Here is a 22,697-nt window from a genome sequence, read left to right as displayed (position 1 = left end):
AGCAACCAATATGTTCAACGCCACTGAAATTTTAATAGATGCTTTTGTCAAGCAAATTCGAGAAGGCTACAGTCGTACTTATGGCTGTCTCAAAAACGATTATCAAGACATCATAGCCTGGGCTGGGAGCATGGCGTTGGAAAATATTGCCAATAGCGATGCCCTATATCACAATGTCGAACACTCTATTTTAGTCACCTTGGTAGGGCAAGAAATTTTACGTGGCAAACACATCCGCGAAGGTGGCGTTTCTAGTGAAGATTGGTTGCACTTTATTATCTCCTTAGTTTGCCACGATATTGGTTATGTCAAAGGAGTTTGCCGCCAAGACCAAGAAGCCGCAAGTTTATACGCCACAGGGAAAAACGGCAGAATGATTTCCCTGCATCCTGGTGCTTCTGATGCCAGTTTGACACCTTATCATGTCGATAGAGCCAAACTATTCATTGATGAGCGTTTTGGTGGACACAAGCTCATAGATGCTGAAGTGATTAAAAGTAACATTGAATGGACTCGCTTCCCTGTACCCGCAGCCGAAGATCATCATGACACTATTAGCTTTGCTGGCTTAGTACGGGCGGCTGATTTAATTGGACAATTGAGTGACCCCCGTTACTTAAAGAAAATTACCTCGTTATACTACGAGTTTGAAGAAACGGGGATGAATAAAGTTTTAGGCTACGAAACCCCAGCCGATTTACGCAAAAACTACGCCAAATTTTATTGGAATGGCGTACATCCTTATATCAAGGATAGTCTGCGTTACTTATCACTCACCCAACAAGGCAAACAAGTGATGGCAAACCTCTACTCCAATGTGTTTGTCGTCGAACATGAAAAAATTCAAGAAGAACAAATGTACATCATGGAGCAGTTACATGCTTGACTTGTAGTCATTTAGCATCAGTTTGACAACAAGCTAAGTAAGTCAAGAACAATAAACGCCAAGCAACGATGCTATGAGTAGCCAAATGTGTGCAGTTTCCAGTTGTAGCTTCTCGATGCCACAACCACTTTTCAAAACATAATGATAACGTTCAATCAACCAGGGATAACTGTTGTTGCTCTATGATGCCTAATGGTTATTCCCTGTGGCAAGACTGTCAGGACTGAGTGGACTTTTAATCCTTGAGCATATTTGCTATCGAGATATCCTGTTCTCGATAGGGCTTTGTGAGTCGTATAGTTGAGTTCTGTGGCATCTTGAATCGCCAACACTAACCCATGCTTACCTATTCTCTCTAGTGTTGCATCTCGATGTCCTTGTCTAATCATGGATGGTTTGATGTAGGGTAAATTCCAAAAGTCATAGGTGGCTTTAGTTGCCGCCTATGTGCCACTGGCTTGGGGAATACTTGCTTCTGGTTTAGTACTTAAATTTTCTACGATTTTGATTAACCGTTTGGTTCTTCTGATGTCTCCTAATTCTATTGTTTCTAGTTATTTTGTGATCCATTGTTCCATGCGCTGACTTTGGTAGATTTTCTCTCTTTTATACCAACTACATCTTTTCTCCCTTCTGTCAATTTTTCTGTTAAGAAATATGTTTATAATAGATAGCTTCAAAAGGGAGGGCTAGGGGGATCTAAAAGTATTTGATACATCACAAGCATGTTTTAAAACATCCTCTGAAGAACAAATCTATCTGCGTTTATCTGCGGTTAATGATTTTTGTTTGTACGTCACTAGGTTCAGAAAAGCTATAGGACTCATATTTGATTTGGGAAAAAAATCAGTACACTCAGATCAGGTTTCTTTCCTACTCCCGACTCCCCATTCCCTATTCCCTACCTATCGCGCTTGCGCTGCGCTTCGCGCACCACACAAATAAATTCAGAAATCAAACCGGATTCCTATATGTTTGATTATCAATACATAAATTATGGGATTTCTCCCGTTTGCAAGGAGGGATTTAGTCTCTGAAACACCCTCTAATAATGGGTGTTTAAAATGCTGCTTACAGTCAGGTAAGTTAGTGGTTATATGGTACATAACCCTTGACTGGCAAACCTTTTGAGCCTCAATAACTATTTTTGATATAGAAATTAAAGCCAACTCTTTATAAATTTTAATTTATTACTCAGCGTTTTTTCATGTTAATCAACTAATGTATTGATGTAGATAGATTGCATAACAGCAAGGTATTGTTTCACCCCAAAGTGAGGTTTTAATTATGAAAGCTTTAATATTTGGTAGTTTGTCTGCTTTAATACTCACAACAGCTTCTACGGCTATAGCTACCCCAACCAAATCTCAACAGCTAGATTCTGCATCATCGTCTCAAATTGCCTATACAGTTAATGTTCCGAGTATTACCAACTCTGGAGTGAGAAATGATACACATTTCATTAAAGTTGCGGTACTGGGAATGTCTGTACAAGACTTAATGATTTCTCTACCCAACCAAATGGAACGTTTTACTAATGTTCGGGTGGTAGATGATTCGGGTAAAGAGATTGCAGCAAAAACAGAAATCACAAAAGAGCGTTTGTCAATTACTTTTGATCAACCAATAGCTTCTGGTAAGTCTGTAGAAGTGCAGTTGACAGGTGTACAAACAAAAATTTTAGATGGAAGAATATTACTCTATGGAGTCACCGCTAAACGAACTGGCTTACAAGGGGAAATTCCTGTAGGTACAGCGAGAATTGACCTGCCTTACAAAAATGCCAATTAAAGTTGGGAAATAAGTAGATTGGTGTAATTTACCATTTATCCTGTTGTTATTAGTTTTACTTTTCCTAATATAGTTTGGTTTATTATCACCAACTTACTTATTGATATCGTGTCTTTGAAAGTACAGAGGTGTAGGAAAAAAGTTGTGCGATCGCTGCATCTTGCACCAACTGTTTTATTATTTGTAAATAGTCCAATTATCGGTGATTTTTTCTAAAATTCCCGAACCAAAATTAACTATTAGAAGGTTATCAGACAAATAGACTAGCGGATAAATTCTACTTCTACAGGCGATGAAAAATGCGATCGCTATTTAGTAAACCTGAAGCATCAATGGTTGCTTTCTGTTCGCCAACTGACCGAATATAAACAGGACTTACGCATCAAAATTTTCTGTGGGGATTGGGTGTAAGGGTGAAAGGGTATGGGGTGTCAGGGTTTTGAATACTTACACCCTTACACCCTCATACCCCTGCACCCTGTTCTAAAACCTTATTTTTTCGTTTTTTTGCGTAAGTCCTAATAAAGTACATTATTCCGGCTCTGAATATGTAAATGCAATAGCCGATCCAAGGTTAAAATAGTGGTTCTGTAACCAAATTAAGCGATCGCCTAGTCCAAACATCAAACTATGAATTATCAAATTTGCGATTTGGAAGCGACTCCCGAATGGCTGAAAATGGAATCAATTGATTACATCGCCGAATGTTTAGAGACTTGTGAAACTCTAGAAATGGTGGCTGACTTACGAGAAATCTTTCCTCGCCAGACACTACGGTCGGCAAGTATCAAGGTATGTGAAGCACAACGCCAAAGGCTGATTAATTGGTTGCAGGTGTTGAATCAACAGGATCAAGTTGCATAAATTCTCCCCAGTGGTAGAATCATCGGTTATTTTGAAGTTACATTTAGCAAATATCAACACTCTTCCGTCAAGTAAAAGGGACAATAAAAACAAGTCTCCCTCAGTTCGCAACGCATGAGCTACTGCCTTAATCCTCGGTGTTCCAAACCAGAAAATCCGACTGATGTGAAGTTCTGTACGACTTGTGGTTCTAAGCTTCTCCTTAAAGAACGCTATCGTGCCATTCGTCCAATAGGACAAGGTGGTTTTGGCAGAACCTTTTTGGCTGTCGATGAAGATAAACCCTCAAAACCGCGCTGTGTGATTAAGCAATTTTATCCGCAAGCCCAAGGTACAAATACAGTCAAAAAAGCGGTGGAGTTATTTAACCAAGAAGCGGTGCAGTTGGATGAATTAGGTAAACATCCACAAATTCCAGAACTTTTGGCATATTTTACCCAAGATGATCGGCAGTATTTGGTACAAGAATTTATCAATGGGTTAAATTTAGCGCAGGAGTTAGCCCAAAATGGGACTTTTAGCGAAACGCAGATTTATCAACTATTACATGATTTATTATTGGTGTTGCAGTTTTGTCATGCTAGACAAGTAATTCACCGTGATATTAAACCGGAAAATATTATTTTACGTGAGAGCGATCGCAAACTAGTTTTAGTGGATTTTGGCGCAGCTAAATCGGCAACTGGTACAGCTTTAAATCACACTGGTACAAGTATTGGTAGTCCAGAATATGTAGCACCAGAACAAATTAGAGGTCGAGCAATTTTTGGCAGTGATATTTATAGTTTGGGGGCTACTTGTATTAACTTATTAACTGGGCGATCGCCTTTTGATTCTTATGATGCTAATAGTGATACTTGGGCTTGGCAACAATATTTATCTACTCCTGTGAGTCCACATTTAAGTCGCATTCTCAATAAAATGCTAGAAAGCATTCCCGCTAGACGTTATCAAACAGTAGATGAAATTCTCCAGGACTTAAATACCCAGTCTCCGCCTAATAATCAACCACATACACCTATAAAATCCCAGGTTCAGTCGTCATCACAAACTTTACCACCGCAAGTTGTGAGCAAAACACCAAGCCAAATTGATTTAGAATTAGAAGAATTAAAAACTCAATTTATAGGTGGCAAATCTCAACCAAATCAAGTACAGCCAAAAAATACCACATCGCCACCTACAAATAACAGCAAAATAGATCAAGAATTAGAAGAATTAAAAGCTAAATATTTAGGTAACAATAACTCACCAAATCCCTGATGAATTTTAATAAATTTAATTTTTAATTGATTTATGGTGTAGTATTGCCTAGTTTATCAGTGTTAAACAAGGGTTCTGCAAATCTTTTCAACAAACTGGTTAGGGGTACAGCCAGCAGAATTCCTAACACCCCACCTAATTTTGCACCACACAGCAGAGAAATAAAAATAACAGCAGGATTTACGCCAGTCATTTGACCCATTAGACGAGGTGCAACAATAGTTTCGTTAATCTGTCCCACCAACACCACTATTACTAATAACTTCACTGCTAACCAAATATTTTGGATAGCAAGTATGGGAAGAATCAAGGATACTGTCACAGTTCCACCAAAAGGGATAAAACTGGCTATCCCAATCACCAAACCAAATAATAGTCCGAAAGGAATTTGAAACACCAAAAATAAAACTATGAGTGCAGTACCTTCAATCATTGCTAAAGTTGCTTGTCCAGCAAAGTAGTTTTGGAAACTCTGCTGAATCAGAGATGGTAATTGAACATTCCAGGGTTGGGGGAATAGTTTAAACAGCGCATTCAACAAACTAGAACCGTTGAAAATTAAGAGTATGGTGAGGACGATTGTAATCAGTAAATTCAGCGTACTATCAAAGATACCAAAGAGAAAATCTACAATTTGACTGGGTAAAGATTCTAGACTTTGGGTAAATTTATTGATAACTTCTGTAGTGAGGTTGGAAGCATCAAAAGATAAGTGTGCTAGGGGTATATTGATGTGAATTTCGTGGAGTTGCTGTTGTCCTTGGTCAATTAATGCTGGTAGGCGATCGCCAAATTCAATTAATTGTTGATATACAATCGGTGCGACACCAAAACCCAGAACTAAAAAAGCTGTGACTGCAAATATGAGAACCAACAATACCGACCAAATCCTTCCCACACCCCGTTTTTCGAGATAACTAATCGGAAAATTTAAGAGAAAAGCTAGTAAACCAGCGACTAATAAAATGCTGGGAATAGGTTGTAATTGCTGTGAGATAATTTGCAATAACCAAAGATTGAGAAACAGCACCGGAATCACAAAACACCAAACTGTCCAACGCGGAAGACTCAAATTTGCTAACATCTGATTTATTTACCTTTGAAATTATTCTTATAAATGATTGGCTAAATTCAACAAATTTATCACAACAAATCATCCGATTTATTTAAATATTTTTCCAACGGAGAATAGATAAAAAACAGCAACACCCAAAAATAGTCCCATAACTCTTGGTTAAGATATGCCACCCCAATGGAAATCAATGCACATATCGGTTCAATTAAGGCTTTGATTTTGATTGAGCGAATTGTTGCATCATCTAAATCGCTATCTACTAATTTGCGATCGCCTGTCGCATAAGACCAACTTAGCCAAGAAACAAACCCAATGACAGCGATATTTAAACTAAACCAAACTTTGACCAGAAAATTATCTGGAAAGGTTATAACTAAATCATTAGATAAAGGCACTAAAAACAAGACCATTAAATACCCTACAGAAATCCACAAATGGTTTTCATCAGTTCTCCGCAAATACTTTAATTGTCGGGAGTGGGAAATCCAATAAGTTGCGACTAAAACAAAGGTGATAGTGTATGTTCCTAAAGGTTTTAACTGACTCCACAAAAACCCATTGATATCACCATCAGTCATGCCTTTAGCATCTTCTGGTAAGTCAAATGCAATTACCATTAAAGCCATTGCAAAAGCAAAAATAGAATCACTTAAGCGTGCCAAAGATAAAATACTTTCAGAACTATTTTGAGTGCTTTGAATAATCTGATCTTGCTCTATTAATTCCTTCATAATTTCATCACCTTTACAACTGAGAGAAAAATAGATACCCGACTGATTGAAGAAGTCGGGTATCTGACCGCAACCAACTTCTCATAATTTGAAGTAAATTCTATGCAGCTGCTTTCAAGAGAAATTGAATACCGTGTCTGGCGCGGAGGGTAATAGATATCTGAAGTTCAATGTTTTGATCGCTAACGAGATCCAGTTGGAATTTTTGGGCGATCGTTGCTAGTAATAAAACAGCTTCCATCAGGGCGAAACTCTTACCAATACAAACACGCGGCCCATCACCGAAGGGGAAATACACACCACGAGGTAATTGTTTTTCCATATCATTAGCCCAGCGTTCTGGCTGAAACAATTCTGGTTCGGAAAAATAACGCCCATCTCGGTGCATAGCCCATTGACTAACGATTAAGTTTGTTCCTTTGGGAATAAAATAACCACCAATTTCACAATCTTGGGTTGCTTCCCGTGAAATTTCGGTTACAGGGGGATACAGCCGCATGGATTCTTTAATCACCCAATTGGTATAAGTTAACTGGGGTAAATCAGCTAGGGTGGGTGTGCGTCCGTTTAACACTGTTTTCAGTTCTGCGCTGAGTTTTTCGCGGACATCGGGATTTTGCGCCAATTGCATGAATGTCCAAGAAAGGGCGTTAGCGGTGGTTTCGTGTCCTGCCAAAATTAATGTTACGGCTTCGTCTCGCAATTGTTTATCAGTCATGCGGCTACCATCATCCGCATCTTCGACTTGCATCAGCATTCCCAATAAATCTTTGCCTGTTGTCCCACTGGCGCGACGCTGTTTAATGATGGCATAGATTGTTTCATCAAATAAGGCGATCGCTTCTTGGTAACGTCTCTCCATCTCCTCAGCACTCATTTCTTGGGTATTTTGTTTTATGTCCCCAATTTCCGACAGCGCAGACATGATATCTTTGGCTGTTTGATATTCAAACCAGTTCATTGTTTCATCCAGCGCATTACCAACACTACCTGCGGCTGTATCCTGTAAATTCTGATCAAACAGGGTTTTCATCACGATGTCGAGGGTGAGGCGCATCATGGCTGCTTGTATATCTTTCACCTCCCCATCTTGCCAAGTTTTTAACATTTGCTCGGCATAATCCACCATCACCGCACCATAACTGTTAATCTGCTGTTGGTGGAAGACTGGTTGGGCTAGTCGTCGTTGTCGCAACCAAAAATCACCTTCACTGACTAACAAGCCATTACCTAGCACTTCATGTATTAGTTGCAGGTCTTTTGTTTTCACAAACAAGAGTCTGTCTTTTAACACTTCAGTAATATAGTCGGGATTGGTTAACAGACAAAACCATTGATCATCAAATTTCAGAGGAACGATACCTTCATACTCTTGGGTGCAGTGTTGCATAAATCCCAGATGATCGCGGCTGTATTCTTCTAATGCGGTTACAGGATTGGGATGGGGTAGGGTCTGTAAATTTTTGCTCATTGTCAGAGACTCCATTTCAGTTGCTGGTTTATGTGAGCGAAGCTCATATTTAGATAATATGAGCGTTATTCATATTTGTCAACTAGAATGTGAGTAATCCTCAAATATTTATTTTCATTCTGGAGATTATGTATGACTCAAAGCCCCTCAAAGCCAGTGGGAATGCGCCGCCAACCCCGACAAGCCCGCAGTCAGGAGCGAGTCAACCGGATTATAGATGTGGCAGAAAAACTGTTTATTACGCAGGGATATGATGCGACTACGACCAATGCGATCGCCTCTCAAGCTCAAATACCCATCGGTTCACTCTATCAGTTTTTCCCTGATAAAACCGCCATTGTGCAAGCTTTAGCCCTGCGCTACAGCAAACTTTTACATCAAAGATTGGCAATACTCAATCATCCTGAATGGGCAGAATTACCCTTATCTACCCTGGTTGACCATTTGATTGATATCAGTGAAAAATTTTTCTGGGAGTATCCCGGCTACTATGAGATTTTCATGCAAGTCCAAGGTGTGATACCGGAAGTGCAAGCCATTGAAGATGCTGCTGATACGGAACTCATGGGAGATTTGGCTAGTTTACTTGCACAACGAGAAGCAGGGTTAGATCAGGCGGATTATGAAGCGATCGCCTTTGTCTTGGTAAAAGCGATCGGTAATTTAATGTGGCTTTCCCTCACTCAAGAAAAACCTTTTCGACAACGGCTGATAGCAGAAATGAAGCGATTCACCCTCAGTTACTTGCAAAACTACTTAGAGTAGACAATCGTGTAATATTTTTGTATTATGTAAGTAATACTAAGAATCCCAAGATGACAAAAATCGATGAGTTACAGATTTTCTTTCAAGAACGCAGTGCAGAATCAACCTGCCAGGGGTTCAGGTAGAGCTATTGTTCTGTTTGCTATTTAGACTAGTACAACAAGGCAAAAGGAAAAAGAAATAATAACGATACCGCAAGACTTTTAGCAATTTCTTATGGTCACTGAGTTTCGGCTTCGCTCAACTACCGCGTAGCCGAAGTGTGGTCTATTTATTTACGCCATATTGTACTAGAGCGTTTCTCAGTTGAGTGCAGTACACGTAGATGGGGGATAGAGGCTAGAGGCTAGAGGCTAGAGAAATTTACCTCAGATGTGGAGTGTCAGAGTTTCTGAATTAAGAACCTTGTTGAATCCACTCCCGCCCTGCTTTCTCCGCAGCTTCGGGTGTAAAGTAAAGTTTGCGCTCACCAAAAACTTCACCACCAGGACTAATCAAGCGAAACTGCCAGCAATCAATCTCTGTGTAAAACACCAACAGAATCATCTGATGAATGGCAACAGCTAAATGAATTTTGGTAGTAGTCATTAGTGGTAGCTCAAACTCTACCCTTGTTTTATCAAACTATCTACAGGCAAAAATGCGATCGCTTCTACAAAATTCAATCACCTGAGCCTTCTGGTAAATGCTCAGATTTAGTCAGAATAAACAAACTACCATCACCGCCACGTCCAATTCTTAAGGTTTCATCCAGGTAAGTAATGTCAAGGGTGGCGACTCTACCAGCAGGATTGTTAGCCGGAATCACCTTAAATGGATTGAGTTGCGGAGTATTAATCCCAATAATCTTCTCAACTGATAGGTAGCGTTTGTCAAAATAGACGTTGATGCGTTTGTCGGCTACAGGCTCGAAATTAGCGGTGACTCTTACATATCCTGATACTAGCCCCAGAGCATGTTTCACTTGAGCTAAATTGAAAAATCTTTTATTGCCAACATCAATCACTTGATAAACTCTACCTACCTTTAATCCTAATGGCAAGGAAGCTAAAGAACGGATTTCTCTGGCGGTGGAGTATTGCAATTGCCAAGCACCATCTAGCAAGGAAATCGCAGATACAAGCGGATGAGGGTAAGGATTAACGCTTTCTAGTTCTGTGGTTAATTGTTCAATTTCTGCGGCTGTAGTTTTCTCTAGCTGCAAATTAGTTATGGGAGAGCCATCACTGTTGGTTTGGATGTTCTGAAGTGAGGCGTGCAATTTTTCTTTTGATAAGAGTTGATTAGTCAAGGGTTAAAACCTTCCTTTACTTGATACTTTGACTCCACAGTACAGAATTGACTTAATCTCCAATTAACTCCACTGCATCTCGCCCATCTAAATCTTGTAAATAAACTTTGACGACTTCTTCTTTAGCGGTGGGTAATTGTTTACCAACAAAATCTGCGTGAATTGGTACTTCTCGATGACCCCTGTCTACTAACACTGCTAAACGAATAATTTCTGGTCTACCATATTCAGTCACAGCGTTTAAAGCAGCGCGAATGGTTCTACCTTTGAAAATGACATCATCTACCAAGACGACGGTTTTTCCAGTCAAGTCAAAGGGAATGTTGGTTTTAGCAGGAGTCCGTAAGCCAATTTTGTCAAGGTCATCTCGATAAAAAGTAATATCTAAGGCTCCTACAGGTACGCTTACACCTTCTAGGGTTTCAATTTGACGTGCTAATAGTTCTGCTAAGGGTACGCCTCTAGTATAAATACCCAGAAGTACCAATTGTGATAAATCGCGCGATCGCTCGACAATTTGGGAAGCCAAGCGAGTTAAGGTACGCCGTAAATCTTCTGATGAGAGAATTTCAACTACTTTTGCACACATAAAAAGTTTGGTTAATAGTCAATAGTCAATTGACTGATTACTTCTATCATTACCTGTTTGGCAGCAAGAATAGTATAGCGATCGCTATTCCTAACCACAATAAAAAGCTATAGCGCGTTAGTTGCAAAGCTTGATTAATGCTAGTCGGCGTAATTGGGTAAATGGCATCGCCTAACAAGGGTTTTTCTTTTGCCACACCCCGATACCAATTTATGCCACCCATCTGCACGCCCAAAATTGCCGCATAAGCACATTCACTCCAACCAGAATTGGGACTGGGATCTAAAACGGCATCTCTGCGACATATCCGCCAAACATGCAACAGCTTACCCGATAACAGTGCCAAGGTAATTACAGTTAAACGACAAGGTAGCCAAGTTAAATAATCTTCCAACCGGGCGCTAAACCAACCTATATAAGTGTAAGGCGCTTCTTTATAACCCACCATTGAATCTAAGGTACTGCTGGCTTTATAGGCCAAAGCCAAAGGAACTGCACCTAAATTTGGCAAACAAGCACCAACAGCAGCATAAAACAATGGAGCCATAACTCCATCGGTGGCATTTTCGGTGACTGTTTCTAACACAGCCCGCAAAATTTCTGCTTCTGAAAGGTTTTGGGTATCTCGACCAACATAATTACTTAAAGCTTGACGCGCCTCGGATAAATTACCCGCAATTAAAGGTTGTAAAACATCTGTGGCGGCGGTTCGTAAACTTCTCAAGGCAAAACAACTAGCCAAAATAATACTTTCTATAACTATGGCCAATATTGGATGTAACCATTGGGCAACTTGAATGATTAACCAACCGATGCCACCACTACCAATAATTACAATCATCGCCAGGAAAATTCCCGCGATTCTTTGTGTTATGGAATTTTGACATATCGATAATGCAAATTTTGTGAAGCGAGAAATTATCCATCCCATAACTTGGACTGGATGCGGCCAACCCCAAGGATCACCTATTAAGAAATCTAAAATTGCGGCGATGATTAATGTCATTTGTCCTTTGTCCTTTGTCATCAGTCATTGGTCGGGAGTATTGCTAATGACTAATGGCCATTGACCCTCCGAATTTTAGATTTTGGATTTTGGATTCTTTAGGGTACAAGCCCCACCCCATTTGTCTGTAAAAATCTAAAATCGTTAATCCAAAATCCCCAAGCCCCGCACCCTTGTGGTCGGGGTCAATCCAAAATCGCAAATCTAAAATCCAAAATTACTTGACTAAACCACAAAACTTGCTTCTTCTCCTAAAGATGCTTGCCAACTGCGGGCATCGTAATAGAGATCAGCTAGGGTAATACTGTATAAAGCTTCTTTAAGTTTTTGGTTGAGTCTTTGCCAAAGAGTGTATGTTACCCAATCTTCTGCTTGTATTGGTGTTGGGTGGCGATCAGGAATATGGGTAATAGTTTCACCGACGGCTTCTAATATTTGTCCGATAGAGATTTCTTTGGGTTCTCTTGCTAGTTGGTAGCCACCAATGCTGCCCCGAATTGATTTGACTAACCCCGAACGGCGCATTTCTATTAGTAATTTTTCCAGGTATGGTGCTGGAATGTCTTGACGTTGAGCGATCGCTCTGACAGATACTGGCCCATAATCTGGCTGTAAGCTTAAATCTAGCAATGCTTTGACACTGTAATGTCCTTTGGTAGTTAGTTTCATTATTTTTTAGTCAAGAGTCAAAAGTCAATAGTCAATGCTCAATGGTCAATAGTCACAAGTTAGAAAATTACTAATAAATAGATTTTGCCTTTGACTGTGGACTATGGATTATTGACTCAAAATCAGGGTTGCTTATCATCTTATGTTCCCAGAAGCAAGCTGACTGAGTAGATAAACTTTTTTGCCTTAGTTTAAAAAACTTAAACAATTATAGTTTAGCAGTTTTTTCCAAACTATATATAGCCATCAGCATTAGTCGATATCTAAACAATAGATTGTCTTGACATTATTGATAATTGTGCAACAATTCTGGCTAGGATTGTAATATACTTGGCTAGGTTGATATAAAAACGAATGAATTTTGTTCCTATCAACTCAACCTCAGCTAAAATAAAATCGATTCAACTACTTCAACCATTCATTTTCAACCTAAGTTGATGCCTAAACAGAAAAAAATTGAACCCCTAGTTGGGGAGGATCTGCTCAAAAAAGTCAAAGAGCTAGAGAACCTTAGCAAAGAAGAAAAAGCTAAGGAGTGCGGCTACTATACCGTGACCAAAAATGGTATAGAGCGTGTCAATATGATGAAATTTTTGAATGCTCTCATTGATGCTGAAGGCATTCAGTTAGATAGTGCGCCGAATGCAAATGGACGCGGTGGACGCAGTGCCAGCTATCGGATTAGTGTGCAATCTAACGGTAACTTACTGATTGGTTCTGCTTACACAAAACAGATGAATCTCAAGCCCGGTGACGAGTTTCTGATCACTTTAGGTAAGAAACACATTCGCCTGCGCCAAGTAGATCCAGAAGACAGAGAAGGTATTGAGGAAATCGAAGCCTCAGCATAATAAATAGTCAAGAGTGCAAAGTCAAGAGTCAAGAGTCAATAGAAATCATGACTATTAACTATTGATCATTGACCATTGACTTTTGACTAAAAATATATTGGTGGAGTGTTTTGCGGGTGACGGCTAAATTGCAGGTTAAGGCAATTTGCTCTTTTTCTAATAAACCCAAAATCCGCTCTTGGTTGTCTCTAGCTACCACTGGTAACTGATGCAAACCACGCAAAGCCATTCGATCTAAAGCTTCAGATAAAGGTTCATCCCGCCAAGCATAGAGAATTTCCGTGGTGCAAATATCCATGAGAGTTTGATTGGATAATTCACCAGTATTTTCTGTAGCAGAGTTTTGGTAATTTTGCCAGCGAGTCAGAGCGCGATTAATATCTTCTAAAGAAATAATCCCGACTAATTGCTGGGCTTCATTAATTACTAAAGCACTGCGTGTGCGATCGCGGGTCATTTCCATCGCGGCTTCTAACAATCCTAAAGTTGCAGGTAATTTTTTTGGACAGGAAAGTACAGCATCTTCCACTAAAATTTCCTGCACAATTTCTGCTTGCTCATCTTTTAAATCGGCTAAACCAAATTGTTGCAGCTTTGAGTTAGAGTTAACATTTGGTTTAATTTGATCTATCAACCACACACTTAAACCCACTGCCGCCATTAACGGTAAAACAATGCGGTAATCACGAGTTAATTCAAACAGCATAATAATCGCAGTTAATGGCGCTCTCACACTAGCCGCCAACACAGCCGCCATACCCACCATTGCATAAGCTGGGGGTGCAGCCATGTATGCGTCAATTCCTGGGACAATGAGACATAGAATTTTGGCATAAGCCGAGCCAAAGGAAGCGCCTAAAAACATGGCTGGGGCAAATAAACCACCCACAAAACCACTCCCCGCACTAATGGCTGTCATGAATAATTTCACTACCAGCAAAGCCAGCAACAGATTTAAGGAAAATTCCACATCTTGCAGCATGGCTTGGACAGTGCCATAACCAATGCCTAAAATTTGGGGAAATTGCAAAGCCACTAGGCCTAAAATTACCCCGCCGATAATTGGGTGAATTGATTTGGGGATACGTTGAAAAAATTCCAAGCCAGGAATTGTGCCAGCAAAGCAGGCTTTAGCTAACCGAATTAACTCGGTATAAGACAAAGAAATTAAACTCGCGCCTAAACCCAAGCCGAGGTACAAAGGTAATTCAAACGGGCTACGGACTTGGTATGCAGGTAAAGTAAAGGCAGGTTGCGCCCCTAAGCCAATTTGGGCAATTAACGCCGCCACAACCGCCGCGAGTAACACCACACTCACCGCCGAAGTGGCAAAAGATGTCGCCCCCATAACTACTTCTAAGGCAAAAAATACCCCAGCGATCGGTGCATTAAATCCGGCGGCTAAACCTGCGGCTGCACCAGCACTTAACAACAAACGCTGACGTTCTTGGGAGACTTGAAGAATCAGAGACAACAACATCCCAAAGTTAGCGCCAATTTCCACACTCGGCCCTTCTGGCCCCAAAGAAGCCCCACTTCCCAAAGAAACAGATGCGGCAATCATTTTGGTGACAGGCCTCAAGGGACGCTGAACTGCTGTGCCTTGGGAGGCGGCGATTAAAGTTGACAAACTAGGGCCAAAATCTTGGGTGTGCCAGCGCATTAATCCGACAACTAATCCACCCAGAATGGGGACACAGGCTAAAGTCCAGCCACCCCAAGCACCAATGACACTCATCAAGTCTTCTAGCATCAGATGGTGAATTAGCTCAATTAAATAGTGGAAGGTCACTACACCCATGCCAGTACCACCACCAATTAATATGGCTAAAAACAGCACAACTGTTTCCGGTGTGGGTTGAAAACGGTTTAGGAGATGTGTTAAGCGGTGAGAAGGTGTAGGAAATGCAGGTTGTTCCGTTACCTTCCTGACGTTGGTGGGAGGCAAGAGAGTCATTGAACGGTAGGGGTAAATGTAAGAAAAAATTTAAATAGTTATCTGTTATTTCTCATTGTGAGCCATTATTTATCAACCAGACAAGTAAGTGAGATGAGGTGGATTTATGCAGGAGAATTCAGAAATCAGGAGCCAGAATTCAGTATGTAGACGGCAGTAGCAGCTTAAGCGTGACTATTTCGCGTTTTAACAAATGCTGTGGCAAAACTCCAATTCAATAATTTTAGGACTTACGCATTGACAGACAAACCAAAATAACAGGTAGGGTTTTTAAGGTTTATAGCTAGATTTTTCAATGATATTTTAGCGATCGCACCTAATCTAGAGTGATTGATCAAAGGCTGAAACAACGTATTTCCGTTGATACACAAGATAGTTATTTTGTACAGTGCGTAAGTCATAAATTTTACGTAATTAAAACTCTCTCCCTTTGCGGGTAGAGTATTCTGAATTCTGTTTTCTGTTTTCTGACTCCTTTTTATAAAGCTTTGATTAAAAAAATATATTGGGTGAAGTTTTCTAGGAGAACAGTCAGATGAGAGAAAATTAATATTCAATGGCCAGCGATCGCTGGTATGGTACAAATTAGCAGTTTCGCAATTTTCTGCCGATAAAATACATTATTAAGGTATTGAGTAGATTTACCATAAGTGAGCAGCAAACAGCAGTCATCCTCACTCAAATCTAGCTATACTCGTGTTGCGACCATTGAGTTATCCCTAGTAGAACACTTAAAGGATGATTGACTGTGCCGATTTTCGATTTGAGATTGCCGATTTTAGATGTTTTTGGTTCATCTGTCGTCACTAGCAGGCAGAATGTATCCAAAATCTTCAACTTCTGCACCCCGTGTTCAGAGTCAATCCCAAATCACTGGCTTCAGTCCGTCATACTCGACTAGTAAGGCTACTGTGCGTTACTCACAAATTCAATATACCTATCTTTATCGAGCAAGTAGATGGACTAGGCGGACAAGGTAAATGAACACACCCATATTTGATAATCATTATGTTACTTGCCCAATTTGCCAAAGAAATGCTAGACCCAAACCAATCAAGGCTTACATAGGTTTATTTACCTGTCCCTATTGCCAGGAAAGATTAGTTGTCTGTCGTAGTGGTCATTATGTCCGCGATCCTTTTACTTTTAAGCATATACTTTTAGCTTCGGCATTGCGTCGCCAAAGTAGCCCCTTGGCAAGAATTATTCGGGATTTTCTGCCGCTAAGACGACCTTTGCTTACTCTAGCACTTGGCGGTGCAGTTTTATTCAGCGCGATCGCCATTATGCAGCAAAACACCAACCATGATGAGTTGGCATTGCCGAAAAACGAAAGGCTTCAAGAAAGGAAGTTGGATTAGGAATGCTAATTAGGCTATAAGTTTAATTACTCACCTGATCAAAAAGATACCCCACGGCTTAAAGCCGTGGGGTATATAAATCACTTAATTTGGACAATCAACTAATATTGCTAGATATCATGATTTAGTTAAACCATCATATCTATTCGGGTCTTTTTTCTCTTTTTTTTTCTGAGGATCTTTTTTTTGTTTTTTGACTTCTCTATTACCTTTTTTTTGCTTCGACATCATTAATTTCCTCTGTAGTGTTAACTCAAGTAACAGTTGCAACTATCAACTACTGAAGACTAGCGATGAGGTAGTCAAAGTACCCACTGACTTCTTGAGAATCTTCTACTGACATCATCGAGATAGTGGTATTCTTCATTCCACGAATACCTTCTACTACCGCTTCAATGGGAGTACCCAGAGACCGATACATTTCACGAGCGCCTATCACCCCAACCTCTTGGATAGGTGTGCTATCACCAGCAATGATACTGTAAGTGATCAACCGCAGGTAATAATCCATATCCCGCAGGCAAGTAGCAGTCATTTCTTGACCGTAAGCGTTACCACCAGGTGAGACAATATCTGGACGTTTTTGAAACAGTTGATTTCCAGCTTGCTTAACTATGCGATCGCGATTTGCCGTTAAATCTTGAATCACCCGTAGACGGCGCTCACCACTCTTGATAAAGCTTTTAATAGACGCTAGTTCTCCGGGGTTAAGATAGCGAACTTCTGCATCTGCATTGAGAATTGACTTGACGATCAGGCTCATGAAGAGACTCCTTTAAAAAATTCAGAAAAACCGACTTTTTCGTTTGCCTAAGTTCAATAGACCTCTTGCATGAATCCTTTGGTGTTGCCAACCATATTATTTAAAAGCTCACGCCTTCGCCCTTGGCGTTCCCGAAGGGTAGGCGCAAAGAAGAATGCAAATAAATAACTGTTCAACTATTTGTGTAAGAGGTCTAATAATTCACCGAAATCATGGAAAAAATTTGCAGAGCTTAAATTCTGAATATGAATTAGTCAATTAAGTAATTTTGCCTCTTTAATTTGAATGACAATTATATTTATTGTCTTCAATTTTTCTCGACATTTATTTGTATTACTTTAGACATATTTTGGTTGCCACAATTTAGGTTTCGCAGTCTTTTATCATAAAAATTGATACCTAAAAATGTATCTAATGAGGCTTGTATACCAAAATATTCTAGCTTTTTACGAAGAATATTATCTCAAAAATCGGGTGTAATCCTCTTAATGTGATTGCTGATTTTTACACTATATTATGTAGGCTATGTTTCAGCCTACCCGTTTAGTATAGCAGTTATGTTTTACTTTTTACAGATTAGATTTCTTGGTATTAATTAGGTAGGCAAGTGAAAAATAAAATTAGTTTTTTTGTATAAAAAACATCCAGTAATGAGGCTATTTTTTATTTAGACAAATCTGTAGCAAGAAATACTATTTTTTCTAAAGTAGGCTATAGTGATGAGTAGATTACACAAACTAGGTAAAAACCTTGGCTGACATAATTGACACCGCCGTTCAGGCTGGTTCTTTCAATACCCTAGTTGCAGCAATCAAAGCTGCCAATTTGGTAGATACTCTCAAAGGTGCTGGGCCATTTACTGTTTTTGCACCTACTGATGAAGCATTTGCTAAACTACCAGAAGGCACAGTAGATAAATTACTTAAAGACATTCCAAAACTTACGAAAATTCTGACTTACCATGTCGTTTCCGGCAAGGTACTTTCAGGTGAAGTAGTTAAGCTGAAATCAGCTACTACAATTGAAGGTTCTGATGTGAAAATTGATGCTTCTCATGGTGTCAAAGTCAATGATGCCACTGTTGCCACAGCAGATGTTGATGCTGATAATGGTGTCATTCACATTATTGATACTGTATTGCTTCCTGCCTAAGTAAATGCTTAGATAGTAATGCTGAATGTGAGGGGTAGTGACTATTTATTGATGTCACTACCCCTCATAATTTGAGATATATTTTATGTGGAGTTTTTATACATCATTATATTGTCAGCATGAGTCAGGCATTGAATATTAGGAACTGTGAAGAAGTAGAATGAAGCAGAAGTCAGAATTCAGAATTCAGGAGTCAGAATCAATTAATGGCGGGTCTGAATCACCCACTAGTTGAAAACCGTTAAATCTCCTATTTAGAATAGTAGGTTGGGGGTAGCGATAGTGTCACCCAACAAAGTATGCGTGAATGTTGGGTTCTGTTCCTCCACCCAATCTACACCAGTCTAAGTTGTTACCTTAACTGAACTGTATTGCCTTATAAACGAGGAGTTTCTTTTGTCACTAATTTCCAACCTTCAGCTTGATCAATGATTTTCATGGATTCTAACTGGAGGTTATTTAGTGCGGCAGCATTGAGTAAAAAGTAGGGTTTGCTACTGTATTGCCAATAATATTGCAGTTCGTCAGCCTTAGCTGGAATAATAGTGCGATCGCTGTAAAAATCTAAAGACGAACGATGGTGAGGAAAAGATGTATAAATCTTTTTGACAGCAGGATTCACACGGGCTATCATCGTCGCCACTGGTTTAACTGGATAAGCTTCGGATAATTCCCAAGCCCAATAGTTAGATTTCACTAATAAAAATAATGCAATATAACTTCCCCAAAATAAAATCTTTAAAAATTGCCCATCACCACGTTCTGCTAAAATTGCTGCCAAAATCATCGTGATTGCAACTGCGGCAAAAATCAGTTGTAAATCTGTTTTGGGCGGTATACCCCAACTAAAATACATACTACTAGCAGAAGCCAGAACCGCCAGTACAGACAATCCCACTACCCAACTGCGGGGATAAGATGACAATAAAGGTAAGTTTTCTGTCTCAGCTAATAGCGCCCCAAAGGCTAAAGCTAAAGCCGGGTATATTGGCAAGATATACCAAGGTAATTTGGTATCTAACAAAGAAATACTAACCAAATAAAAGCCACACCATACCTGAATTAATTTCGCCCAACTCAGGTTGCGATTTTCCCAAACATAACGCCAAGTTTGGGGTACAAATAGTAACCAAGGCCATGTCCACTTCAAAAGCTCAATCATGTAATACCAAGGTACTTGATAACTATTGATGAGAAATGTATCAACTTGGCTACGAGATTGATTTTGTAAGCCTACTTTCACCACAGCATAACCATAGTGCGAGATTTGGGCGACATACCAACCTACAGTCGGCAAAATTCCGATTAAGATACCTGTCCAGAAATAGTAACTTGTGAGCAATCTGGGGGTATCCCAAAATAAAAATATCATAGCGATCGCACCCAGAAAAATGCCGAAAAACCCTTGTGTGAGGCAAATCAAGCCAAAACTAATCCCCACGCCCAAGCAATAGCGTAAATCACGGCGCGATCGCAATACACACAGCATCATCACTAGCAAAAAGCAGACTAACACGCCATCACTCATTGCTAATCTGCCATAACGTACCACAGGCAGCATTGTCAGATAAATTAAAGCACTGTAAACCGCCGCCCAACGTTGACGAAAGATTTCTCGACCAATGCAGTAAAGCAAAGGCACAGACAAAGCTGTTAAAATTGCTCCGGGCAAACGTGTTGTCCACTCATTCACGCCGACAACAGCGTAAGTTCCCGCAATTAACCAATGGGCTAGAGGTGGCTTGTTATAGTAGGGTTCGCCGCCTAAAGTGGGATAAAGCCAACGTAGAGAACCTGCGGGTGCATTCCAAATTTCACGGGAAACTTGAGCGATCGTTCCTTCATCCCAATCTCGCAACGGTAAGTTTCCCAGATTGATACTAAATAATAGCACTGCCGCCAACAGCAATACTAATATCCAAACCCAATCAATCCATTTTTCCAGCGCCCGATGCTGCTTTTCTCGATGACCCCAAATAAAGCTTCCTTGTTGCATATTCTACGATCATCATTTTACTTGCTAGTTTGACTTTACTTAGTGCTGAGGAGTCAGTACGTTGCTTACTGAGTCAAGAAAAAGTACTCATTGACCTATGCAGCATTTCAATTTCACTGGAACTAGCGCCTTCATGCTAACGTGGATGGTTTTTCAACTCAGCACTCAGCACTTTCAACTCAGCACTTTGTATTGCATAGAGACCAAAGCGCATCTCTAATGTTGCACCCTGTTACAACATTTGTCTTTACAATTACTAGATTCCCAGGTTAACTCAATTTTCTCTGATTAGCGATAAATTTTTTGAGCAACCCTACTATTTTTTTTCATTTTATTTAACACTCATTGATTGCTAAAAATGATACAACTGTTACCAACCAGGTGTGTATTATTTGTTGGGAAACAATCGATGAGTCTACCTTTTATACTAGATATAACAATTGGATTAGTATTTATTTACTTAATATTAAGTTTATTGGCTTCAGAAATCCAGGAACTACTGACAACAGTATTACAATGGCGGGCTGTTCACTTAAAAAAATCAATTGAAATTCTGATTGCAGGTGATGTCAGCAAATCAGATGATGATAATGTTATTCAACTGGTAAACGACATATATAATCATCCGTTGCTGCAAAGTGTTAACCAAGAAGCTAAAGGATTTTTAACAACCTTACCACGGAAGTTTATTTGGTTATTATCCTCTATTCTGAATAAGATTTCTCTGCCAGGGGAAAAGAGAACTAAAAGTATTTTTGGGTATCTCAGAAATGGCAAAGACGAAGCAAGAAAGCAAAAACATAGTGCGCCTTCTTACATCCCGGCGGAAACCTTTGCGACAACCTTGATGGACACATTAGGCTTACCTAAGCTCGTCCAAAAGTTAACAGAATCAAGACTGATAAATTTTACACATCAGCAGTTAGCAGAATTTGAAATTATCTTATCTCGGATAGAAGCGAGGATAGATCATACAGATGCTCATATTCAAGAGTTTTTAGCAAATACTCGTGATGAATTTAATCAAACTGTAGCGGAAAGTTTTAAACTCATTATTGCTGATTTCCAGAAAGATAAAATAGATTTATCTACAAGCCTGAGTCGTATGGCTAAAAGTGTAGATAGATACATTGGATGTTTTGCTGCTGATATGCCAGAACATGAATTATTAAATAATGCTCTTGGGCGGTTAAAAGTTTTAAGAGCAGATACTTTTGATGATATTGAACAGACAATTTGTTTAAAAGGATTACGCCCTGGGATTAACGAAGTTGTGCAGTTAATTAGTGTTGGTAGTGAAGTCCAGCAAGAGTTTATCAAGGAGTTTCAAGATCAAGATAGCGAAGCATACCAAACATTTCAATATCTCAGCCAAAGATTAGAACAGTTTAGTCAAAAACTACCGCCCTCCGTGGTGGGTAATATGGCGACATTAGCTAAACGCGCTCAACTGAAAGCCAAATCAACAGAGGATGGCGTTAATATATTACGCCGCGAAATTGAGCAAACCTTTAATAACTCAATGGAACGCGCCTCTGGTGTTTATAAGCGGAATGCCAAAGGTGTGGCGTTGCTAATTGGTTTTGCGATCGCTATTATTGCCAATGCAGATACATTCCATATTGTCAGCAGATTATCGAAAGATACCGCAATTCGCACAGCAATTGTCAATAGTGCCGGTCAAATAGTCGAAACTAATAACGCTCAAGATTTAAAACAACTCAAAGAAGCAACCGACCAAGTTTTGACAGATATTTCTCTCCCAATTGGCTGGAACCAAGTCAACCTCGACCAACAACTACCAAAAGCCACTAGAAATAATCAATTTACAATCGCCTTCATCCAACACTATTTAACAATGCTGGCTGGCTGGTTTGTCAGTGGAATTGCCATTTCAATGGGTGCGCCTTTTTGGTTCGACTTACTGAGTAAGGTTGTCAATGTGCGTAATTCCGGGAAAAAACCCGCAGTTCCTAATCGTGAATAAATTAGGATTTACGCCTTAAGACGAAAAATTAAAGGTTTGGGGTACGGAAAGGTTTAGGTTTTCGACATTCCGCTTACACCTCTAAACCCTTAAACCCTTACACCCCTATCAAAATCCCTGACAAAAAGTATTTAAAAAACATAAATTCCCCTCACATTGGTGAGAATTGGACAGACATAATACCAATAATTTTGGTAATTATAAATCTAGCCGTAGTACATCTGGTCTT

At 39.8% G+C, this 22,697-nt stretch carries 22 protein-coding genes; 9 read left to right on the top strand and 13 right to left on the bottom strand.

Annotated elements, in window-relative coordinates; translation table 11 throughout:
- Nucleotides 1–10: 10 nt before the first annotated feature.
- Nucleotides 11–886 (top strand): Npun_R2479 family HD domain-containing metalloprotein, encoded by an 876-nt coding sequence (locus H6G79_RS18280; RefSeq protein ID WP_190590738.1) that lies wholly within the window; start codon nt 11–13, stop codon nt 884–886.
- Nucleotides 887–1,041: 155 nt separating this feature from the next.
- On the opposite strand, the gene H6G79_RS18275 is transcribed toward H6G79_RS18280, so the two are convergent.
- Both H6G79_RS18275 and H6G79_RS37745 read right to left on the bottom strand, forming a co-directional pair.
- Complete coding sequence (locus H6G79_RS18275; RefSeq protein ID WP_190590739.1) at nt 1,042–1,275, bottom strand: hypothetical protein; 234 nt, start codon at nt 1,273–1,275, stop codon at nt 1,042–1,044.
- 54 nt (nt 1,276–1,329) lie between these two features.
- A complete protein-coding gene (locus H6G79_RS37745; RefSeq protein WP_396019809.1) occupies nt 1,330–1,389 on the bottom strand; it encodes a hypothetical protein in 60 nt (19 codons plus the stop codon).
- A gap of 784 nt (nt 1,390–2,173) precedes the next feature.
- Here H6G79_RS37745 and H6G79_RS18265 point away from each other — a divergent pair.
- The 3 genes from H6G79_RS18265 (at nt 2,174) to H6G79_RS18255 (ending at nt 4,804) form a co-directional block, all read left to right on the top strand.
- A complete protein-coding gene (locus H6G79_RS18265; RefSeq protein ID WP_190590740.1) occupies nt 2,174–2,677 on the top strand; it encodes a DUF2808 domain-containing protein in 504 nt (167 codons plus the stop codon).
- Nucleotides 2,678–3,307: 630 nt separating this feature from the next.
- Nucleotides 3,308–3,541, top strand: a complete 234-nt coding sequence (locus H6G79_RS18260) for a hypothetical protein (protein WP_190590741.1) — start codon at nt 3,308–3,310, stop codon at nt 3,539–3,541.
- Between the two features lie 114 nt (nt 3,542–3,655).
- Nucleotides 3,656–4,804, top strand: a complete 1,149-nt coding sequence (locus H6G79_RS18255) for a serine/threonine-protein kinase (protein WP_190590742.1) — start codon at nt 3,656–3,658, stop codon at nt 4,802–4,804.
- Between the two features lie 31 nt (nt 4,805–4,835).
- On the opposite strand, the gene H6G79_RS18250 is transcribed toward H6G79_RS18255, so the two are convergent.
- The 3 genes from H6G79_RS18250 to H6G79_RS18240 form a co-directional block, all read right to left on the bottom strand.
- Nucleotides 4,836–5,888, bottom strand: a complete 1,053-nt coding sequence (locus H6G79_RS18250) for an AI-2E family transporter (RefSeq protein ID WP_190590743.1) — start codon at nt 5,886–5,888, stop codon at nt 4,836–4,838.
- Between the two features lie 59 nt (nt 5,889–5,947).
- Nucleotides 5,948–6,610: a TMEM175 family protein gene (locus tag H6G79_RS18245; protein ID WP_190590744.1), complete on the bottom strand. Its 663-nt coding sequence runs from the start codon at nt 6,608–6,610 to the stop codon at nt 5,948–5,950.
- Between the two features lie 100 nt (nt 6,611–6,710).
- Nucleotides 6,711–8,081 carry a cytochrome P450 gene (locus H6G79_RS18240; RefSeq protein WP_190590745.1) on the bottom strand — a complete coding sequence of 457 codons (1,371 nt, stop codon included), beginning with the start codon at nt 8,079–8,081 and terminating at the stop codon, nt 6,711–6,713.
- A 132-nt stretch (nt 8,082–8,213) separates the two neighbouring features.
- Here H6G79_RS18240 and H6G79_RS18235 point away from each other — a divergent pair, with 132 nt between their 5' ends.
- Nucleotides 8,214–8,846 carry a TetR/AcrR family transcriptional regulator gene (locus H6G79_RS18235; RefSeq protein WP_190590746.1) on the top strand — a complete coding sequence of 211 codons (633 nt, stop codon included), beginning with the start codon at nt 8,214–8,216 and terminating at the stop codon, nt 8,844–8,846.
- A gap of 396 nt (nt 8,847–9,242) precedes the next feature.
- Here the strand turns inward: H6G79_RS18235 and H6G79_RS18230 are convergent, their stop codons facing one another.
- The 5 genes from H6G79_RS18230 to H6G79_RS18210 form a co-directional block, all read right to left on the bottom strand.
- Nucleotides 9,243–9,434, bottom strand: coding sequence for a hypothetical protein (locus tag H6G79_RS18230; protein ID WP_190590747.1), 192 nt, complete (start codon nt 9,432–9,434; stop codon nt 9,243–9,245).
- Nucleotides 9,435–9,507: 73 nt separating this feature from the next.
- Entirely contained in the window at nt 9,508–10,137 is a 630-nt protein-coding gene (locus H6G79_RS18225; RefSeq protein ID WP_190590748.1) for a PAP/fibrillin family protein, read from the bottom strand.
- Nucleotides 10,138–10,189: 52 nt separating this feature from the next.
- On the bottom strand, nt 10,190–10,726 hold the full coding sequence (pyrR, locus tag H6G79_RS18220) for a bifunctional pyr operon transcriptional regulator/uracil phosphoribosyltransferase PyrR (protein ID WP_190590749.1): 537 nt from the start codon (nt 10,724–10,726) through the stop codon (nt 10,190–10,192).
- Between the two features lie 49 nt (nt 10,727–10,775).
- On the bottom strand, nt 10,776–11,732 hold the full coding sequence (gene cbiB, locus H6G79_RS18215; RefSeq protein WP_190590750.1) for an adenosylcobinamide-phosphate synthase CbiB: 957 nt from the start codon (nt 11,730–11,732) through the stop codon (nt 10,776–10,778).
- 225 nt (nt 11,733–11,957) lie between these two features.
- A complete protein-coding gene (locus H6G79_RS18210; RefSeq protein WP_190590751.1) occupies nt 11,958–12,401 on the bottom strand; it encodes an RrF2 family transcriptional regulator in 444 nt (147 codons plus the stop codon).
- 437 nt (nt 12,402–12,838) lie between these two features.
- Here H6G79_RS18210 and H6G79_RS18205 point away from each other — a divergent pair, with 437 nt between their 5' ends.
- Nucleotides 12,839–13,252: an AbrB family transcriptional regulator gene (locus tag H6G79_RS18205; protein WP_190590752.1), complete on the top strand. Its 414-nt coding sequence runs from the start codon at nt 12,839–12,841 to the stop codon at nt 13,250–13,252.
- Nucleotides 13,253–13,310: 58 nt separating this feature from the next.
- Here H6G79_RS18205 and H6G79_RS18200 read toward each other — a convergent pair whose 3' ends face one another.
- Nucleotides 13,311–15,209 carry a chloride channel protein gene (locus H6G79_RS18200; RefSeq protein WP_190590753.1) on the bottom strand — a complete coding sequence of 633 codons (1,899 nt, stop codon included), beginning with the start codon at nt 15,207–15,209 and terminating at the stop codon, nt 13,311–13,313.
- A 980-nt stretch (nt 15,210–16,189) separates the two neighbouring features.
- Between H6G79_RS18200 and H6G79_RS18195 the strand changes: the two genes are divergently transcribed.
- Nucleotides 16,190–16,570: a hypothetical protein gene (locus H6G79_RS18195; RefSeq protein WP_190590754.1), complete on the top strand. Its 381-nt coding sequence runs from the start codon at nt 16,190–16,192 to the stop codon at nt 16,568–16,570.
- 277 nt (nt 16,571–16,847) lie between these two features.
- On the opposite strand, the gene H6G79_RS18190 is transcribed toward H6G79_RS18195, so the two are convergent.
- Nucleotides 16,848–17,333 (bottom strand): allophycocyanin, encoded by a 486-nt coding sequence (locus H6G79_RS18190; RefSeq protein ID WP_190590755.1) that lies wholly within the window; start codon nt 17,331–17,333, stop codon nt 16,848–16,850.
- Between the two features lie 750 nt (nt 17,334–18,083).
- Between H6G79_RS18190 and H6G79_RS18185 the strand changes: the two genes are divergently transcribed.
- Nucleotides 18,084–18,485, top strand: coding sequence for a fasciclin domain-containing protein (locus H6G79_RS18185; RefSeq protein ID WP_190590756.1), 402 nt, complete (start codon nt 18,084–18,086; stop codon nt 18,483–18,485).
- Between the two features lie 376 nt (nt 18,486–18,861).
- On the opposite strand, the gene H6G79_RS18180 is transcribed toward H6G79_RS18185, so the two are convergent.
- A complete protein-coding gene (locus H6G79_RS18180; RefSeq protein WP_190590757.1) occupies nt 18,862–20,481 on the bottom strand; it encodes a glycosyltransferase family 39 protein in 1,620 nt (539 codons plus the stop codon).
- 409 nt (nt 20,482–20,890) lie between these two features.
- Here H6G79_RS18180 and H6G79_RS18175 point away from each other — a divergent pair, with 409 nt between their 5' ends.
- Nucleotides 20,891–22,468: a hypothetical protein gene (locus H6G79_RS18175; protein WP_190590758.1), complete on the top strand. Its 1,578-nt coding sequence runs from the start codon at nt 20,891–20,893 to the stop codon at nt 22,466–22,468.
- Nucleotides 22,469–22,697: the final 229 nt, after the last annotated feature.

Origin of the sequence: Anabaena sp. FACHB-83, from assembly GCF_014697485.1 — a bacterium.
In the GTDB taxonomy this organism is placed as follows: Bacteria; Cyanobacteriota; Cyanobacteriia; order Cyanobacteriales; family Nostocaceae; genus Nostoc_B.
Note: the sequence above shows the minus strand (reverse complement) of the source record. Positions and strands in the feature narration are given on the sequence as shown.

What these genes read in the sequence shown, in the direction of transcription:
- H6G79_RS18280 (WP_190590738.1), top strand. Translation starts at nt 11, where the DNA reads ATGTTCAACGCCACTGAAATTTTAATAGATGCTTTTGTCAAGCAAATT.
- H6G79_RS18275 (WP_190590739.1), bottom strand. Translation starts at nt 1,275, where the DNA reads ATGATTAGACAAGGACATCGAGATGCAACACTAGAGAGAATAGGTAAG.
- H6G79_RS18265 (WP_190590740.1), top strand. Translation starts at nt 2,174, where the DNA reads ATGAAAGCTTTAATATTTGGTAGTTTGTCTGCTTTAATACTCACAACA.
- H6G79_RS18260 (WP_190590741.1), top strand. Translation starts at nt 3,308, where the DNA reads ATGAATTATCAAATTTGCGATTTGGAAGCGACTCCCGAATGGCTGAAA.
- H6G79_RS18255 (WP_190590742.1), top strand. Translation starts at nt 3,656, where the DNA reads ATGAGCTACTGCCTTAATCCTCGGTGTTCCAAACCAGAAAATCCGACT.
- H6G79_RS18250 (WP_190590743.1), bottom strand. Translation starts at nt 5,888, where the DNA reads ATGTTAGCAAATTTGAGTCTTCCGCGTTGGACAGTTTGGTGTTTTGTG.
- H6G79_RS18245 (WP_190590744.1), bottom strand. Translation starts at nt 6,610, where the DNA reads ATGAAGGAATTAATAGAGCAAGATCAGATTATTCAAAGCACTCAAAAT.
- H6G79_RS18240 (WP_190590745.1), bottom strand. Translation starts at nt 8,081, where the DNA reads ATGAGCAAAAATTTACAGACCCTACCCCATCCCAATCCTGTAACCGCA.
- H6G79_RS18235 (WP_190590746.1), top strand. Translation starts at nt 8,214, where the DNA reads ATGACTCAAAGCCCCTCAAAGCCAGTGGGAATGCGCCGCCAACCCCGA.
- H6G79_RS18230 (WP_190590747.1), bottom strand. Translation starts at nt 9,434, where the DNA reads ATGACTACTACCAAAATTCATTTAGCTGTTGCCATTCATCAGATGATT.
- pyrR (WP_190590749.1), bottom strand. Translation starts at nt 10,726, where the DNA reads ATGTGTGCAAAAGTAGTTGAAATTCTCTCATCAGAAGATTTACGGCGT.
- cbiB (WP_190590750.1), bottom strand. Translation starts at nt 11,732, where the DNA reads ATGACATTAATCATCGCCGCAATTTTAGATTTCTTAATAGGTGATCCT.
- H6G79_RS18210 (WP_190590751.1), bottom strand. Translation starts at nt 12,401, where the DNA reads ATGAAACTAACTACCAAAGGACATTACAGTGTCAAAGCATTGCTAGAT.
- H6G79_RS18205 (WP_190590752.1), top strand. Translation starts at nt 12,839, where the DNA reads ATGCCTAAACAGAAAAAAATTGAACCCCTAGTTGGGGAGGATCTGCTC.
- H6G79_RS18200 (WP_190590753.1), bottom strand. Translation starts at nt 15,209, where the DNA reads ATGACTCTCTTGCCTCCCACCAACGTCAGGAAGGTAACGGAACAACCT.
- H6G79_RS18195 (WP_190590754.1), top strand. Translation starts at nt 16,190, where the DNA reads ATGAACACACCCATATTTGATAATCATTATGTTACTTGCCCAATTTGC.
- H6G79_RS18190 (WP_190590755.1), bottom strand. Translation starts at nt 17,333, where the DNA reads ATGAGCCTGATCGTCAAGTCAATTCTCAATGCAGATGCAGAAGTTCGC.
- H6G79_RS18180 (WP_190590757.1), bottom strand. Translation starts at nt 20,481, where the DNA reads ATGCAACAAGGAAGCTTTATTTGGGGTCATCGAGAAAAGCAGCATCGG.
- H6G79_RS18175 (WP_190590758.1), top strand. Translation starts at nt 20,891, where the DNA reads ATGAGTCTACCTTTTATACTAGATATAACAATTGGATTAGTATTTATT.